Origin of the sequence: Delftia sp. JD2 (genome assembly GCF_001682645.1) — a bacterium.
In the GTDB taxonomy this organism is placed as follows: domain Bacteria; phylum Pseudomonadota; class Gammaproteobacteria; order Burkholderiales; family Burkholderiaceae_C; genus Comamonas; species Comamonas acidovorans.
The window spans coordinates 1-15,791 of the sequence record NZ_LFJT01000092.1 but is presented as its reverse complement, the minus strand read 5'-3'; the positions used below and the strand labels follow the sequence as shown (position 1 = coordinate 15,791).

At 68.8% G+C, this 15,791-nt stretch carries 8 protein-coding genes, 1 tRNA gene and 2 pseudogenes; 3 read left to right on the top strand and 8 right to left on the bottom strand.

What is annotated here, in order from left to right:
• From ACM14_RS28735 to ACM14_RS28705, 7 genes and pseudogenes are all read right to left on the bottom strand, one after another.
• Nucleotides 1-719 (bottom strand): annotated as a pseudogene (locus ACM14_RS28735) (cell division protein FtsQ); the annotation flags it as partial.
• 4 nt (nt 720-723) lie between these two features.
• A complete protein-coding gene (locus ACM14_RS28730; RefSeq protein ID WP_065348039.1) occupies nt 724-1,764 on the bottom strand; it encodes a twin-arginine translocation pathway signal in 1,041 nt (346 codons plus the stop codon).
• A 57-nt stretch (nt 1,765-1,821) separates the two neighbouring features.
• Nucleotides 1,822-4,689 (bottom strand): tetratricopeptide repeat protein, encoded by a 2,868-nt coding sequence (locus tag ACM14_RS28725; RefSeq protein ID WP_065348038.1) that lies wholly within the window; start codon nt 4,687-4,689, stop codon nt 1,822-1,824.
• A complete protein-coding gene (locus ACM14_RS28720; RefSeq protein WP_012204791.1) occupies nt 4,686-6,407 on the bottom strand; it encodes a glycosyl transferase family protein in 1,722 nt (573 codons plus the stop codon). Before ACM14_RS28720 ends, ACM14_RS28725 begins: the two co-directional genes overlap by 4 nt.
• A 42-nt stretch (nt 6,408-6,449) precedes the next feature.
• Nucleotides 6,450-8,675 (bottom strand): hypothetical protein, encoded by a 2,226-nt coding sequence (locus ACM14_RS28715; protein ID WP_065348037.1) that lies wholly within the window; start codon nt 8,673-8,675, stop codon nt 6,450-6,452.
• Nucleotides 8,676-8,754: 79 nt separating this feature from the next.
• Nucleotides 8,755-9,957, bottom strand: coding sequence for a non-hydrolyzing UDP-N-acetylglucosamine 2-epimerase (gene wecB / locus ACM14_RS28710; RefSeq protein WP_065348036.1), 1,203 nt, complete (start codon nt 9,955-9,957; stop codon nt 8,755-8,757).
• 622 nt (nt 9,958-10,579) lie between these two features.
• A tRNA-Ser gene (locus ACM14_RS28705) sits at nt 10,580-10,669 on the bottom strand.
• Nucleotides 10,670-11,303: 634 nt separating this feature from the next.
• Here ACM14_RS28705 and ACM14_RS28700 point away from each other — a divergent pair.
• The 3 genes from ACM14_RS28700 (at nt 11,304) to ACM14_RS28690 (ending at nt 15,396) form a co-directional block, all read left to right on the top strand.
• Entirely contained in the window at nt 11,304-12,347 is a 1,044-nt protein-coding gene (locus tag ACM14_RS28700; RefSeq protein ID WP_065348035.1) for a hypothetical protein, read from the top strand.
• 45 nt (nt 12,348-12,392) lie between these two features.
• Nucleotides 12,393-13,493: a peptidoglycan-binding protein gene (locus tag ACM14_RS28695; protein WP_063326544.1), complete on the top strand. Its 1,101-nt coding sequence runs from the start codon at nt 12,393-12,395 to the stop codon at nt 13,491-13,493.
• 64 nt (nt 13,494-13,557) lie between these two features.
• The gene (locus ACM14_RS28690) at nt 13,558-15,396 is read left to right on the top strand and encodes a tetratricopeptide repeat protein (RefSeq protein ID WP_065348034.1); all 1,839 of its coding nucleotides are present in this window, start codon (nt 13,558-13,560) and stop codon (nt 15,394-15,396) included.
• A gap of 23 nt (nt 15,397-15,419) precedes the next feature.
• Here the strand turns inward: ACM14_RS28690 and ACM14_RS28685 are convergent.
• A pseudogene (locus ACM14_RS28685) lies at nt 15,420-15,791 on the bottom strand (MFS transporter); the annotation flags it as partial.

Genomic DNA, 15,791 nt, shown 5'->3' with positions numbered 1-15,791 from the left:
GGCCCGGGCGCGGATTCCTCGAAGGCCTGGGCGCCGCGCTGCCCGCCCAGCAGCGGCAGCGCGGCCTGGGCCACGGCCAGGGCGGCGGCGCGTGCGCCCTCGGCATTCATGTGCACGTCGGTGCGAAAGAAAACGGGTTGCGCCTGCTCCTGTGTCTGCAGGGCGGGGCGCAGATCGGCGAAGGCAATGCCGTCGGCTTGCAGGCGCTGCTGCCACAGGTCCAGGCGCTGGAGCATCACGGGTGCCACGGGCAGGCCGCACAGATGGGCGGCCTCGATGCGCGACTTGTCGGGCACGGCCACCACCAGGGTGGCAATGCCTTTGTCCTGCAACTGCCGGGTCCAGTGGCGCAGCAGGCGCTGGCGCGCCTCGAAGGGCGCGGCGCCCGTGCCGGGCTGGGGCCGCAGGCCGTCGCGGTAGAACATCCATTGCGGGCAGCCCAGGGCCACCTGCGCTCCCGTATCGCCCAGCAGGCGGTAGCGCAGCGCGGCCTGGCCGGTTTCCAGCGAGGACTGTGCAGGCAGGCGCAGGCCCTTGTTCAGCGCCGCGCCCGCGCGGCCATCCAGCCAGGCGGTCAGTTGCAGCTCGCCGGCCTTCGGTCCCCCGCTGGCCAGCGTCCAGCCGCCCCAGGCCAGGCCCGACAGCAGCAGGGCACCCCAGATCCAGGCGTTGCGCCGGTGTCCTTTGTCGGTTTGCAGTTCTTGCGCGGTGGGGTCCACGGTGTCAGCCCTTGAGCGCGGCCCGCAGCCGCTCCAGCCAGGTGGCGTTGGGCATGAGCGAGGCGTTGTCCCACTGGCCGGCCGCGTTGGGGCCGTAGCTGTAGGTGGGCTCGAACATCTGCCACACCAGCACCTGGGGCTTGTGGGACTTGAAGGCCGGCGACTCCAGGTACTCCAGCAGCATGGTCCACTGGCCCACGTTGCCGGGCTTCCAGTTCAGCGAGACCGGGCGGTCCAGCAGGTTGGAGAGCTTTTGCGGAAAGCCGAAGTAGGGCTGGACCATGCTGTGGCCGGTGACATGGACGGGGGCAGGCTCATCGTCGAGCAGGCCCTTGGCCGGAGCCTGGCGGCGCACGGTGTAGACCTCGCGGCCGATCTGCTTGCGCTCCTCGGCGGTCAGAAACAGCTCGGCCAGGTCGCCATAGCGGCGCTCGGTGACGGTATCGCCCAGGGCCAGGCCGCTGCCGGCGCTGCCGGCCAGCTGGGGCACCTCGCCCTGGACCATGCGGGCGGTGGCCTCGGCCGTGGCGTCGGCTGCCGCCTGGGTCCAGTGCTGGTCGGTGCGGTAGAACACGTCCTTGCCGCTGTCGCGCACGGTGCGCAGCACGGCCTCGTCGTCAAAGCTGGGAATGCCGGCGGCCTGCAGCGCCTGCAGCACCTGCTTGTAGCGGCCCTGGACATCGGCGCTCATGGCCTTGCCGTCGGGCATCTTGTCGGCATAGAAGCGCACCTTGTCGGGCAGCAGCAGCACCTGCAGCTTCACGCCGCGCGCGGCCAGCAGGTTGCGCGCCTCGGTGATCAGCCGGGTGGATTCCGTGATGCCGGCGCGGTCCACCTGGGTCAGGCTGCCCCAGCCCGGAAACAGCCAGCCATCCTTGCCCCTGAGAACGATGGAGGAGCTGTCCTGTGCCTGGGCCTGTGCCGTACCCTGCGCTGCCAGCGCGCCCAGCACCAGTGCGCAGCCGGCCAGCCCGCGTGCGGCGCGCGCCATGCCCGAGCGCAGTCCGTGCAGGGCGGGGCGGGGTGCTTGCTTGGTCGAATCCATGGGAGCTTTCTCCTTTTCTCTTGTCTGTGTGGTGGTGGCGGCGGCGGGGCAGGGCCTTCAATAGGACAGCGTCAGCGTCATGAAAAGGCCCTTGGCCCGGTCGGCCTGGCCGCCACCGATGTTGAAGCGGTACTGCATGGACCAGTCCAGATAGGACTGGGCCGTGCTGTAGTGGCTTTCGCGGAACCATTGGCGCAGGCTGACGCCCACGCCTGCGCTGGCGGACCAGCTGCTGCCATTGCCTTGCAGGGCCAGCGTCTGCCCCTGCTGGGCGGCCAATTGGGCTGCGGTGGGCGTGGCGCCCGGGGCGGCCTGCAGGGAGCGCACATCGACGCGGTTCCTCTGCTTGATCCAATCGGCCGCGACCACGCCGAACGGAAAGATCACCAGCCCCTGGTTGATGCCGTCGGCGCGGAAGCTGCGGCCGATGCGGGCCTCGGTGGAGAAGAACCATTGCTCGCGCTTGTAGCGGCCCGAGCCGTCGCCCACCTGGGCGCCGCTGGTCTGGTCGGTCAGCGTGAAGCGCGAGGCCATGCTCTGGTTGGCATAGCCGGCCTGGCTGTAGCCTTCCATGGTGAACCAGCTGGAGCGGTCCGTGCGCCGGCCCGTTCCCTCGTAGAAGCCATGGGTGACATAGGCCAGCCACCCGCCCTGGCCCGCGCCTGCGCTGTATTTGGCCGAGATGGGATTGCCCAGCGCGGGGCCCGTGGGGTTGAGCGGATCGCGCCCGCTCATCAGGCAGCGCAGCTGGGGCGATTCAGGCGTGATGAAGCCCGAGCGCGTGGCGGAGCCGATGTTGAACTGGCGCTCTATGCCGAAGGTCAGCGCGTACTTGGTGGACGGCGTGAAGCGCATGCCCAGCGAGCCCGTGGTGGTGGGCAGGCCCGAGATGCCCCGGTTGTCGCCGGCCTGCACATTGATGGGCAGGCCCGTGCAGGGGTCGATGGCGCTTTGGCCCAGCGTGGTGCCGCCGCCGTCATGCAAGGTGCTGCCCAGCCGTCCGTAGACATCGAAGATGCGCGTCGATGAGTTCAGGAAGTTGGACGGGCGCCAGTAGGCCTCGGCCGTGCCGAAGACCGCATCGCCGGCCTGGGTGAGGATGCCGTCCGAGAATGCACGCCCCGCAGGCCGCGCACCCCGGTAGCCCATGGAGACGATGGCGCCCCACTCGCGTGCGTAGCCGGAGACGGCGCTGCGTGCGTTCTCGCGCTGGCCGGGCGTGAGCTTGGCGGTGCCGGCGTCGTCCAGGTCGATGGCTTCCTTGAAGGTGCGCACGGCGCCCCGGTTGTCGCCGGTGCCGGCCAGCGCATAGCCTTCGTCCAGCATGGCGCCCGCTGGCGCCTCGCCCGTGGCGCGCGCCGCGCGAAAGTCCTGCAGCGCCTTGGCCGGCTCTTCCTGGCGCGAGTACAGGTAGCCGCGCTGCATCAGCAGCTGGGCGTCGTTGGGGGTGAGGGACAGGGACTTGTCCAGCCGCAGCAGGGCCTGGCCCTGCTGGTCGCGGTTGCCTGCGGCCAGCGTGGTGGTCAGCAGCTTTTGCAGTTGCGCATTGTCGGGGTCCTGCTCCACGGCCGTTTGCGCATGTTCGATGGCGGCCTTGTAGTCCTGGCGCGCGTAGGCCGCATAGGCCTGGGCGCTGGGGCCGCCCGTGCCCTGGGCATCGGAAGGCTGCAGCTCGCAGACCGTGCCATAGGGCGTGTCGCGGCAGTCCTGCAGGGGCGGCGGGTAGTCGGCCATGGCCAGGGTCTGCGAGGCGCCGCGCGTATCGGCCACCATGGGCGTATCGCGGCCGGGGCGCAGGTCATCGGCTTGCTTGAGGCGGCGGGCCACGGATTCATCCTGTGCCGGCATGGGCGCCAGCAGCGCGCGGGCGCGTGCCGCGTCGCCAGCGGCCAGGGCCGCGTCGGCGGCGATCAGGCGCAGGTTGGCGGACTGCTTTTCGTCCAGCCAGTCCTGCTTGAGCACGGCATCGAAGTCCTCGTTGGCCTGTGCGGTCTTGCCCTGGCGCTGGCGGATGTAGCCGCGCATGCCCAGCGCCGCTGTGTCTTCGTTGTCCTGCGCCAGCGCCTCGTCTGCGGCTTTTTCCGCATCGGGCAACTGCTCGGCCAGCAGCAGCGAGGTGATCAGCAGCAGGCGGTGCGATGCCGTTCCCGGCGCCAGCGCCACGGCCTCGCGCGCAAAGGGCACGGCCTGCGCCGGGTTGTTGGCGATCAGCGCCTGGTAGGCCTTTTGCGCCGGCAGCACGGCCTGGCTGCGGCGCAGGGTCTGGCGCTTGGCCACCAGGTCGCTTTTGTTGGGGGGGTCCAGGGCCAGGGCGGCATCTGCGGCCTCGATGGCGGCGCCCAGTTGCTCCTGCGCCTCCAGCGCGCCTATCCACAGCAGCGCCCACTGGCCCTGGCTGGGGTCCAGGCGAAAGGCCTGCTCGGCCCTGCGCGCGCTGTCCGCGTAGTTCTTGGCGTTGTAGTCGGTGTAGGCCTGCGTGGCGATGGGAAAGGCCTTGTTGTAGGCCTCGGAAGCCGTGGCCCCCGCAGGCCCGCCCGCCGCCCCGCCTGCCGCTGCGGCCCGCACATTGGTTTCGGCCTGCTGCAGCGTGGCCTCGTCCAGCCCGGCGGCGCGGGCCGAGGCGATGGCCTTGAGCGCTTCCTCGTTCTTGCCCTGCTTTTGCAGCGAGTAGATCAGCAGCATGCGCAGGCGCAGCAGGTCGGGGCGCAGCTGTACGGCCGATGCGGCGGCGGTCGCGGCCCGTGCAAAGCGGCCGGCCTGGTAGTGGGCATAGGCCTGGTTGGCCAGTTGCCACGCGCGGCCCCTGAGCGGCGCCTCCGCCTTGACGGCCGCCACGGCCTGCGGCCAGGCCGGCGGCGTGTTCCAGCCGGCGCCCAGCAGCGCGGCCAGCGTGAGAGGGCGAACGAGGGGAGCGAGATGCTTCATATGCCGGCCCTTGGGGTGCTTGGAATGCCTTGTGCGGGAATGTCGGGATGCACCGTGGGGTCGGTGGGCTCCCCCTGCTGGAAGCTGATGGCCTCGCGCAGCGTGGCCTCGTCGAGCCAGCCCTGCTCCATGAGGATGGCGCCCAGCGGACGGCGTTCGCGCTGCTGTATCTCCAGCGCGGTGGCCAGCCGGGTTTCGTCGATGGCCTGCCATGACAGCAGCAGCTCGCCCAGGCGCTGGCGCTGGTGGCTCAACTGGTCGGTGGACGGGAAGTCGTGCATGGTCTTGTCCCAGGCCAGGCGCTTGCCCGTGACCAGGTGGACGATGAACAGCTTCCAGGCGCGCGCCGCCGCCATGGCATTGATGAAGTTGCCGATCACCATGCGCGGGATGGACAGCATGGCGTGCTCCCAGCCGTACAGGCGCGAGACGAACCAGGCGCGCTGCACCACGCGCAGCAGCAGGGCGATGACGTTGACGCTCATCAGCGTCACCAGCCAGCCGTTGGGAGCGAACAGGGACGGGTAGTACACCGTCCACCAGCCCATGTGATCGGCCAGCAGGAACAGCAGGAAGTTCAGCAGCAGCAGATAGGCCAGGATGGCCACGAAGGAGGTCACCAGCCCCTTGCGGTCACGGAACAGCAGGTACTTGGTGGACAGCGGCCCGGCCCAGCCGACCTGGCTCCAGCCCTGCAGGCCGATGCCCAGTGTCCAGCGCGCCTTTTGCCGGTAGGCGGTCTTGAAGGTGTTGGGAAAGAACTCGCGGATGCCCAGCGGCATGGTCAGCGTGGACACCTTTTCCTTGCCCAGGCCGAACAGCGGCTTGCGCCGTATCACGTAGTCCACGGGGAACTTGCCGAAGATCTGCTTCATGCCCCGGCGCGCCAGCCGAGCGCCGATGTCGTAGTCCTCGGTCAGCGTGTCGGTGTTGAAGGGCTGGTTGTGGGTCTCGGCCGCCAGCTCCTCCATCGCCTTGCGCGAAAAGCAGGTGCCCACGCCGGCCGAGGGCACCATGTGCGACATGCTCTCGCGCACCACCAGGTCCTTGGTGTGCCATTCGGCGAATTCGTCCATGTAGGTGCCGGCCACCAGCTCGTACCACTCGCGCTCCAGGGAGGTCACGGGCAGCTGGATGAAGTCCATGCGCGGCAGCAGGTAGTTGTAGTACTTGAGCTCCAGCGGGTGCAGCACGTCCTCGCTGTCGTGCAGGATCACGCCGGCAAAGGGCTCGGGCTGCAGCGTGTTCTGCTGGAAGATGGCCTGCACGATCCAATTGAGGCAGTCGGCCTTGCAGGTGGGGCCGTCATGGGGCACCTCCACGCGGACCAACTGGCGGTAGCGCCGGCGCATGCGCTCGACCTCGTTCTTGGTGCGCTCGTCGTTGCGGTAGGTGCCCACGAAGATCATGTAGTTCTTGTAGTCCAGCGTGCCCACCATGCTCTCCAGCATGGGCGCGATCACGTCGTACTCCAGCCAGGCCGGCACCATGATGGCCAGCGGCTTTTCCTCGACCTCCTGCAACTGCTGTGCCTTGAGCGGCTGGTAGCGGCGCTTGACGGTCAGCGCGCGCCAGGCCTCGCGCACCCAGTACCAGGCGTCGATGAACAGGTCGTCGATGCTGGACAGCAGGATGACGACGGCCACCACGGCGCTGACGATCTCCAGCGCGTGGTAGTAGTCGGCCACCAGGTAGGGCCAGTAGAGGGAAGAGATCATGGCGATCGCCTCATGCCGTCGTCATCGTTGCCCGGGCCGGGCTCAGTGCTTGGACTGCTTGCTGCGCGCCACCGCCCAGGCCAGCACCACCAGCAGCAGCACCACGAACAGCGCGATGGCGATGCCCGGCACGCTCCAGGACAGGAAGTTGCGCCATTCGTGGAAGGCGCTTTCGCGCGGACCCGACGGAATGCCGGTTTCGGGATTGCTGCTGTCCACCCAGGCCAGCGGGCCGTCGCCACCGATCACGGCGATGTTGCCGCGATTGAGCAGGAAGGGCTCGCCCAGGCCGCCCGTCCACTCGCCGATGGCATGCCACAGCACGCCCTGCTGGCCGCCTGCCGTGACCACTTCGGCCGAGGACAGTTGCTTGAGTCCCTTGATGTCCAGCCAGTCCGCCGACTTGCCGCGGATGCGCAGCTGCTGCCGGTCCGTTACCGTCACCAGGGGCTTGGCGCCGTCCACCGGCACTTCCATGGCGACAAAGGGCATGGAGGGCTTGGCCGTTGCATCAGCCTGTGCCACGACCAGCTCGGCCTGCGAAGCCGACAGGCCGCTGGCGGCCGCCAGGTTGGCCATGCGCTCCAGCGCGGCCGGCGCCGCCGACAGATAGCTGGCGGGCACCAGGAACTGCGACTTGGCGCCCAGCAGCGGCAGCAGGCCGATGAAGCTGCCGTTGGCCTCGGCCTTGCCGGGCGTCACGTAGCTGATGGCCGGCAGCACGCTGGCGGGGTAGGGCTGGGGAATCTCGTTGCAGTCGGCCGAGTAGGGCTGGCGCTGCACGGACACCCGCAAGGTGTTGTTGATGCCCAGCGCATAGCCGGGCACACGGGCGCGCAGGCGTTCGGGCTGGCCGTTGGCCTCCAGCTGGCGGGCCGACAGCAGCATGCCGTTCCAGAACAGCGTGGCCACGGGGCGCGTGGCCGAGGCGCCGGGGGCGGCGGCCACGTAAAGCGTGATCTCGCCCGGCATCTGGCCCTGCGAGGCCACGGCGCTCAGCGGGAAGTTCATCGTCCAGTCGCCGCGCGACAGCACGTCGAAGCTGTCGGGACTGCCGCCCAGGCTGGACAGGCGTATGCCCTTGGCCTCGTCCCATTGCGGGGGCTGGGCCGCGGCCACGGTCACGTTGTCGCTGACCAGCAGGCGCTGCAGGGCGGCCTCCTGCAGGCCGGCCACGCGCGCACCCGCGTCGGCGGCCACGGCCAGCACCATCTGGCGGCCCATGGGCAGGGCGCGCAACTGCTGCGAGGCCAGCGCCTCGTTGGCCAGCGGCGCGCGCCGGGCGCGCCATTGCTGCAGGGCCTGGCCCGCATCGGGGTCGGCCGCCAGCTGGGCCTGCAGGGCCGCGAAGGCGGCGGTCAGGCGCTGCTGCAGTGCCTTGTCGGCCACCACGATGTCTCCGCTGACCTGGGCGGCCCCCAGCATGAGCAGCGCGCCCAGTTCGGCGTCACTGGCCAGCTTGTGCTGGGGCTCGGCGCCGCGCAGTGCGGCAAAGGCGGGCACGCCGGCCAGGGCGGCGGGAACCTCCAGGCCGCGCAGGTCCAGCGTCTCCCCCACGGCGGGCAATGCGTTCACCGTCATGCGCCTGTTGTTGCGCTGCAGGCTGGCGCCAATGCGCCAGGCACTGTCGAACGAGGCCTGCTCCAGCTGCCGGCCGGCCACCAGCACGGTGGTGCGCACGGGCAGGGTGTTCCAGACATCTTCGATGCTGCGCACATCGCGCGGGTCCACGCGGTAGCTCAGCCGTGTCTGCGGCGAGATGGTCAGGGAGTTGGCCAGGGAGTGGTTGTCATCGCATCGCACCTGGCCGTTGCGGCTGCGCCAGTTCACGCCCAGCCGCACGAAATCGCTGGCGCGGGCCTGCTGGGCGACGGGCAGCGTGCGCTGCAGCGTGCCGTCACCGTCGGGCACGGTCTGCGACACGGCGGGCGTGCCGTTGAGCGAGATCACCACGGTCGAGACGCCGGGCTCGCCCTTGAGGTAGCGGCTGTCGAAGGCAATGCTGGCATCGCCCAGCGGCAGGCCGCGCGGCACGGGCAGGTAGAAGTCCTGGGTGGCCGTGCCGGCCAGCACCACGGGATCGACGATGCCCAGCTCCTTGAGCGTGACGCTGCGCTGCAGCCCGTCGCTGGCGCCCAGCTGGCGTATGGCGTCACCCAGCGCCGAGGCCGAGGCCGTCTGCGCGAACAGGGCGCCCAGGCCCAGCAGCGAACCCAGCGCCCAGCGGGCCCCGGTGCGGGAAAGCGATTGGCGGATGGTCGGTTGCATGGGGGCCTCTTTTCTCACTTCGGTGCTCGATTCGTAATGCGCTTCGTGGACGTGGTGCGCGGTGTGGTGCGTGCGTGGTTCAGGCCGGCGCCATGCCCTTGGTCACGGCCGCCGCTATGCCCGGGACGGCCGCGGCGCCTGTGTGTCCGGCGGCAAACTCGTCGAAGGGCTGTCCCAGCAGGGCACGCACGATGCGCTGCGAGGCCTGGCCATCGCCATAGGGATTGATGCGGCGCGCAAACGAGGCGTGGTGCCCCTCGTCGGCCAGCAGCCGGTCGACCTCGGCCACGATGCGCGCGCGCTGCGTGCCCACCAGCAGCACGGTGCCGGCCGATACGGCCTCGGGCCGCTCGGTCACGTCGCGCATCACCAGCACGGGCTTGCCCAGGTAGGGCGCCTCTTCCTGCACGCCGCCGGAGTCGGTCAGGATGATGTGGGCGCGCTGCATGAACCAGACGAAGTCCACATAGTCCAGCGGATCGATGAGGCGGATGTTGTCCATGCCGCCCAGCGTGCGCATGACCACTTCGCGCACGGCAGGGTTGAAGTGCACGGGGTAGACGATGAGCAGGTCCGGATGGCGCTGCGCCAGCTCGGCCAGCGCAGCGCAGATGTTCTGGAAGCCTTCGCCGAAATTCTCGCGCCGGTGTCCCGTGACCAGCAGCAGCGGGCGCTGCGCATCCACCCAGGGATGGCGCTGGGCAATGGCACGGGCCAGCTCGGGCTGGGCATCGAGCCGGTCGCACAGCGTGGCCAGCGCATCGATGACGGTGTTGCCCGTCACGGCGATGCGGCCCTGCAGGTTCTCGCCCAGCAGGTTGGCGCGCGACGTGGGCGTGGGCGCAAACATCCACTGGCTGACCACATCGACCACGCGGCGGTTCATCTCTTCGGGAAAGGGCTGGGCCAGATCCCCGGTGCGCAGGCCGGCTTCCACGTGGCCCACCGGAATGCGGCGGTGAAACGCTGCCAGCGCGCAGGCCGTGGCCGTGCTGGTGTCGCCGTGCACCAGCACGTAGTCGGGCTTTTCCTGCTCCAGCACGCCATCGGCACCTGCCACCACGCGGGAGAACAGGCCGTTGAGCGTCTGGTTGGGTTGCATGACGGCGAGATCGTGCTGCGCCTGCAGGCCGAACAGATCCATCACCTGGTCCAGCATCTGCCGGTGCTGGCCGGTGACGCACACCACGCTCTCGATGCCCCGCGTCTGCGACAGGGCCGTGACCAGTGGCGCCATCTTGATGGCCTCGGGACGGGTCCCGAAAAACGAAAGAATCTTCATGCCAACCCCTTTTGCGTTTTCCTGTGCTCTTCGCTTGTGCGTTCTTGTGCTGCGCTGTACCCGGCAGGGGGCAGGACCCGTCTCAGCCCGAAGACGGGCCGGGCAGGCTGCAAAGCGGTGTGGAATATACGGCGGGTTTTTGGAATTTTCGATCGATTGCTCCGATTCGATTGAAAACTATCGTCAATTGAGAGAAATTGACGGAAGTTAAGAGGACTTGAGGGAGCTTGATGACCTTGCTTTCCATTGGGGAACCTCCGTCGAATCTCAAGCGCCGCAAGCCATGCGCGCCATGGGGCTGGATGCACGTTCGCGCCAGGGGTGCTGTTGCACAAAGCTGCGCGCCTGGGGGCTTTGTTGCAGCTAGTACATCACCGAAACAAGGATGTGCTTGTCAGACGCTTGCCTATTGCTGCCAGCTGCTGCCTATTGCAAGCCCTGGGGCGCGTCTGCGCAAGGCTTGGAGGGGGTGTCCGTGCTGTCGCTTTCCCTGATGTGCGGCCGGTGCGCGGGGCCGAGGCAGGGGCGGGCGCGGCGGGCGCAAACCTGGGCATGAACCTTGCCACAAGCCGGCCCGGAAACGAAAACGGGCCCCGTGTAGGGGCCCGTTTTGCTGGGTGTATGGCGGAGAGGGCGGGATTCGAACCCGCGGTGGGGATTAGCCCACACACGCTTTCCAGGCGTGCGACTTAAACCGCTCATCCACCTCTCCGAAGCCAGCGATTGTAGCAGTGATTTCGGGTGGTCACGGTAAGAAGCTGGAACCGGCAGCGATGCGCGTGCGCCCCACCGCACCTTGCAGGTACAACCGGCGAGGCCGCCCCGGTCGTTCAGCCGCAAGCCATTTGGGACGGTGAATGGTTGCAGTATCGTGAAATCGGGCGAGCTTGTGATGCGGGTCCATCAAGGAAATCCTCGGTGCGCACTATTTGCAGTGGGCAACCCATGGCGTATCCGCATTGATTCAGGTTTTCCTCAGCCCGTGCATTCGATGGGGGCAGATGTCGGGAGCTGTCATGTATACAAGAAGGTATTTTCTTTGCTTTGTGAAATTGGGGTGAATTTCATGTAAGTCATTGATGTTGTTGATTTTTGTTCAAATGAAATTTATCTGGTTTGAAAGATTCCAGAATGCATCCTGGATGAATTGCAAATGTTGAATGCAATTCTCAAGCGCCGGATGCATTTTGCAACAGACGCCGCATGCCAGCTTGTAGACAATGCCTGCGGCGCCGGGCCTTGGAATGCCTGTTTCAAGCCCATTGCGGCAGATTCCTCCTGTATTGCGGCGTATCGACAGCCCAGGCCAATCATAGAAACCCGCTATCACCATGGCTCACCATTCAATGCGCTCCGATTTTTACTGTGGCGGGGCGCTGCCCTGGCGGGCACTGGCCTTGAGCCTTGTGGCGGTGCTGGGTGCCGGGGCGGCGCTCGCTGCCGGGCCGCAGCGGCAGGTGCTGGAAAGCCTGCCGTCCGGCACGGCCAAGGGGGCGCCTGCCTATGAGTTGTCGCTGCCCGCCTGCACGGCGGCGCCTTGTCCCTTTGAGCTGCGGCTGGTGCGTGCCGGTGTGCAGCAGGGCCAGCCAGCGGCGCTGTCCTGGCCGGCGTCCAGGGGGCCGGCGCAATTGGCGCAGCCCGATCCGCTGTACGGCGTGGGTGATCCGCTGTCTGCGGCAGCAGGGCTCCAGCACCTTGAGCGCGTGTGGACGACTGGCGAGGAAGAAGACACCGTCACCGCTGCCGTGCGCAGCTTGCGCCTGCCCGGCGTGCAGGGCGGCTCGCGTGCGCTGCTGGTCACGCAGATGGGGGGCTTTGATCATCCCAAGCGCCGCCATGCGCTGTATGTCGCCACCGCCCAGGGCCCGCACCTGGCCTGGCAGTACGACGAGCCCCAGGGCAACTACCAAAGCTGGGTGCTGGCGCCCACGGGCCGGATTCCGGTGCTGCTGGTGCGCTATGCATCACCGCAGGACGATGCGCCCGACCAGATCGAGACCCGCAGCCTGCGCTGGAATAAGGACCGGCAGGCGTTTGCCGAGCAGGCCTCGGCACCACCGGCCGCCGTGCAGGCCGTGGTGGCGGCGCGCTATGCCAGCGTGGCGGCAGCACGTGCCGCACGCGCGCAGCAGGCCGAATGCCTGGGCGCCTATTCCGTCGTGCGCACACGCCCCGCAGGCGCCGCGCCCCAACACGCCCTGGTGCAGGTGGCGGCGGACATGGCGCAGGCGCATGCCGAATCGCTGCGGCTGCGTGCCTGTTCGCCCAGCCTGCAGCCGCGCACCGTGCCATTGGTGCACCTGCTGCCGGATGCCGGCCTGGAGCCCGGCAAAAAAACCGGCAACAAAACCGACCGCAAAACCGACCGCAAACCCGAGCCCGCCCGCTGAGCCGTTGCTGCGGGCCATATCGACAACCACAACGAGGGGAGAAACATGCCTGACATCAAGGACAGCGTAGGCGAGGGCGGCAGCAACCAGGTGCATGACGTGGCCCTGCTGCAGGCCATGCTGCGCGTGGTCAAGGACGCCAAGAACGCGCCGTATCTGGGCGTGGACTACGACGGCAGCTACGGCGCGCAGACGCGCGCCGCGCTGGAGCGTTTCCAGAACGACCACAAGCTGGCCGCCGCCAAGGCCGCGCCGGGCCAGCCGCAGGCCGGGGGTGCCAAGGAGGCGCTGGGCCTGGCGGCAGCCGGGGGTGCTACGGTGGCCAAGCTCAGCGGCATGCTGCCGGCCTCGCACCAGGGCATGCGCGCCGCGCAGAACTCCAAGACGGTGTACCTGGAGGCCAAGGCCCAGGACGTGGCCACCAGCAAGGCCGCCATTGCCAACGATGCGGAGTACGAGCCCACCTTCCGCGCCAAGCTGGCCAGCCTGGTGCAGCAGATGTATGACACGCACAAGATCGCGCTGTGGATCACGCCCACGGGGCGCCGGCGCACCTTTGCCCAGCAGGCCGCCGAGACCCAGACCAAGGCCGGCCCGGGCGAGAGCAACCACAACTTCGGCCGCGCGGCCGACATCGGCTTCAAGCGCTTCCAGTGGGTCAAGGGCGACGGCAGCATCGTCACCGACGCCGACTGGCTCAACCAGCTGGAGGCCGTCAAGTCCGCTGATGCATCGCGCTGGTGGAATGAGCGCGACAGCCTGGCGGCCAAGCAGGGCCTGCTGCCGCTGAAGTTCGAGCGCGTTCACCTGCAGGCATTCGCCCAGCAGGGGGTGAGCAACCAGCGCTCGCTGGCCAAGCTGCTCAACGCCGTGTCGCAGAACAACATGGGCTGGAAATCCGCCTACCAGGCCGACCTGCAGTCCCAGGGCAAGCACTGGGTGAACGTGGGGTCCGCCAAGTCCATCTGGGCTGGAACAGCCTCCGTGACCAAGGCCGATCTTGCCAAGGCCCGCACGGCGGCCACCGGCAAGCAGGTCAAGGAAGCGCAGATCACCCAGGACGAGGTGGACGCCATGCGCCGCATGCTCAAGGCCGATTTCGAGCAGGCCGACCTGAACTGGTCCAAGTGGGCGCCCGTGCCCTGAGCCTGGCCGGACGCCTGCCGTGCAGGCAGGCGTCGCTCCCATCGCATCTTCCGGAGAGAGCATCTTGAGAATCGACCCTTCGACGGGCGAGGCCGCCCTGCGCGCGCCACTGTCCCTTTCGCTGCCCCTGCCTGTGTCCCTGTCCGCGTCCCTTTCGGCGGCCCTTCCGGCGTCCCTTTCCGCCATGGACGCTGACGCAGCGCCGGGCGGGCCGCCTGCCATCCGCGCCCCGCAGGACGTTCTTTCAGGCGTGCGCGTTGCCTCGCAGCTGCTGCAGGACTTTCGCCCCATCACCGAAAGCATCGAGTGGGAGCTGGGCCATCTGCACTGGGCGCAGGCCGGCCTGCTGACCTTTGCCGAGAACGAAGTGCCCTACGTGGTCAACAACAGCGGCCGTCTCTCGGAAGATGCGGCGGCCCTGCTGTTCCACCACTGCGCGGACACTGCGCCGCAAGGCGCCATTGCCGTGCTGGAGTTGGGCGCCGGCTGCGGCCTGTTTGCGCGCATGTTCCTGCAGGCCTTCCGGCACCTGTGCCAGCAGGAAGGGCGTGATTTCGACCAGCGGCTGGTCTACTACGTCACCGACGGCTCTCCCCGCACGGTCGCGCAATGGCAGGAGCGCGCGCTGTTTGCCGAGTTCGGCGGCCAAGTCGTGGCCGGCTGCTGCGACGCCATGCGGCCCGAGGCCGTGCAGCTGCCGGACGGCAGCACGGTGCCCCTGCCACCGCTGCACGCCGTGTTCTGCAACTACGTGCTGGACGTGCTGCCTGCCACCGTCGTGCGGCGGCAGGGCGACGGGCCGGTGCAGGAATTGCGCATACGCACCCGCCTCACCGATGACGCCCAGCTCGTGCGCCAGTACACCGCGCTGTCGCCGGGCGAGATCCGTGCCCTGGTGGACCATGCGGATGCGGCCCAGCGTGCGCGCCTGCTGCCCCTGGTGGGCCTGTTCGAGCAGGAGGTGGGCTTCTTCGACTGCGACCAGGCAGCGCTGTCGCCCTGGGTGGATGCCGCCTTGTCCGTCAGCGAGGCGGCACCGCGCCTGCTGGTCAACCACGGCGCCTTTGGCGCGCTGCAGACGCTGCAGCGGCGGCTGGCGCCCAAGGGGCTGGTGCTCATCAACGACTACGGCGCCTGCACGCCCGAGGCGGCGGCCCAAGCGGGCGCCTCCCAGCGCTTTGGCCGCACCAGCGCCATCGGCCTGAACTTCCCGCTGCTGGCGCAATTGTTCGGGCGCGAGGGCTGGCAGGTGCTGGCGCCTTCGGGCGATGCGCAAAGGGCCATCCATGCGCGGCTGCTGATCGGCGAGGGATGCGAGCGCACGGCGGCAGCCTTTCTCAACCGCTTCAGCGCCGACGCGCAGCAGTTCTTCGAGGCCCCGGCCCAGGAGGCCCGCATGCACCTGGAGTCGGGCCGCCAGGACGCCGCCCTGGAAAGCTACCGCCAGGCCATCACCCGCAGCCCGCGCGACTGGCGGCTGCTGGGCGAGGTGGCCGAATTCGTGGGCCTGCAGCTGCGGGACTTTTCCGCCGGCATCGAGCTGGCGCGCAGCGCGCTGGACCTCAATCCCTGGCTCAGTACCTGGCTGTGGAATGTGCTGGGCGACTGCCTGTTCTGCCAGGAGCAGTTCGCGGCCGCGCATGAGGCCTACCTGCAGGCCGAAGGCATAGACCCGCGCGATGCGCGCACCCAGCTCAACCTGGCCTACACCTGGCAACAGCGCGGCGACCCGGCGCGCGCGCTGGCCTGCATCGCCCAGGGCCTGGCGGGGGATGCGCATGGCGTGCACACGCAGCGCCTGATGGAAAAGCAGCAGCAGATCCTGGCGCGGATCGCTGCCCTGCGCGCCTCGGAGCAGCAGCGGCTGGCCCAGCGCGCGGCACGGCTGCAGGGCGGGGCATAGGCCTGCCGGCAGCCCGCGGAAGTTCAGCGGTTGCGGCCCGCCAGCCGCACGGCCAATGCCGCCGCCGATGCCGCGCAGGCCAGGGCCACCACGCCGCTCCAGCCCCACTGCGCCAGGGCCAGGGCGCCCAGTGCCGAGCCCGAGGCCATGCCGATGAACACGCCCGTGAACAGCAGCGCATTGAGCCGGCTGCGTGCAGCGGGGTCCAGGCCATACACCAGGGTCTGGTGCGCCACCAGCGTGGCCTGGATGCCGAAGTCGAAACCGATGGCGCTGGCAACCAGCAGCGGCAGCTGTGCGCCGGCCGGCAGCCAGGGCGACAGTGCCAGCACGGCAAACGACGCCAGGGCCAGGCCCGCACCCAGGCAGGTCACGCGCTGCGGGCCGCTGCGGTC

Bases quoted from the DNA above. Each gene is read 5' to 3' on its own strand.
- ACM14_RS28730 (WP_065348039.1), bottom strand. From the start codon at position 1,764: ATGGATTCGACCAAGCAAGCACCCCGCCCCGCCCTGCACGGACTGCGC.
- ACM14_RS28725 (WP_065348038.1), bottom strand. From the start codon at position 4,689: ATGAAGCATCTCGCTCCCCTCGTTCGCCCTCTCACGCTGGCCGCGCTG.
- ACM14_RS28720 (WP_012204791.1), bottom strand. From the start codon at position 6,407: ATGATCTCTTCCCTCTACTGGCCCTACCTGGTGGCCGACTACTACCAC.
- ACM14_RS28715 (WP_065348037.1), bottom strand. From the start codon at position 8,675: ATGCAACCGACCATCCGCCAATCGCTTTCCCGCACCGGGGCCCGCTGG.
- wecB (WP_065348036.1), bottom strand. From the start codon at position 9,957: ATGAAGATTCTTTCGTTTTTCGGGACCCGTCCCGAGGCCATCAAGATG.
- ACM14_RS28700 (WP_065348035.1), top strand. From the start codon at position 11,304: ATGCGCTCCGATTTTTACTGTGGCGGGGCGCTGCCCTGGCGGGCACTG.
- ACM14_RS28695 (WP_063326544.1), top strand. From the start codon at position 12,393: ATGCCTGACATCAAGGACAGCGTAGGCGAGGGCGGCAGCAACCAGGTG.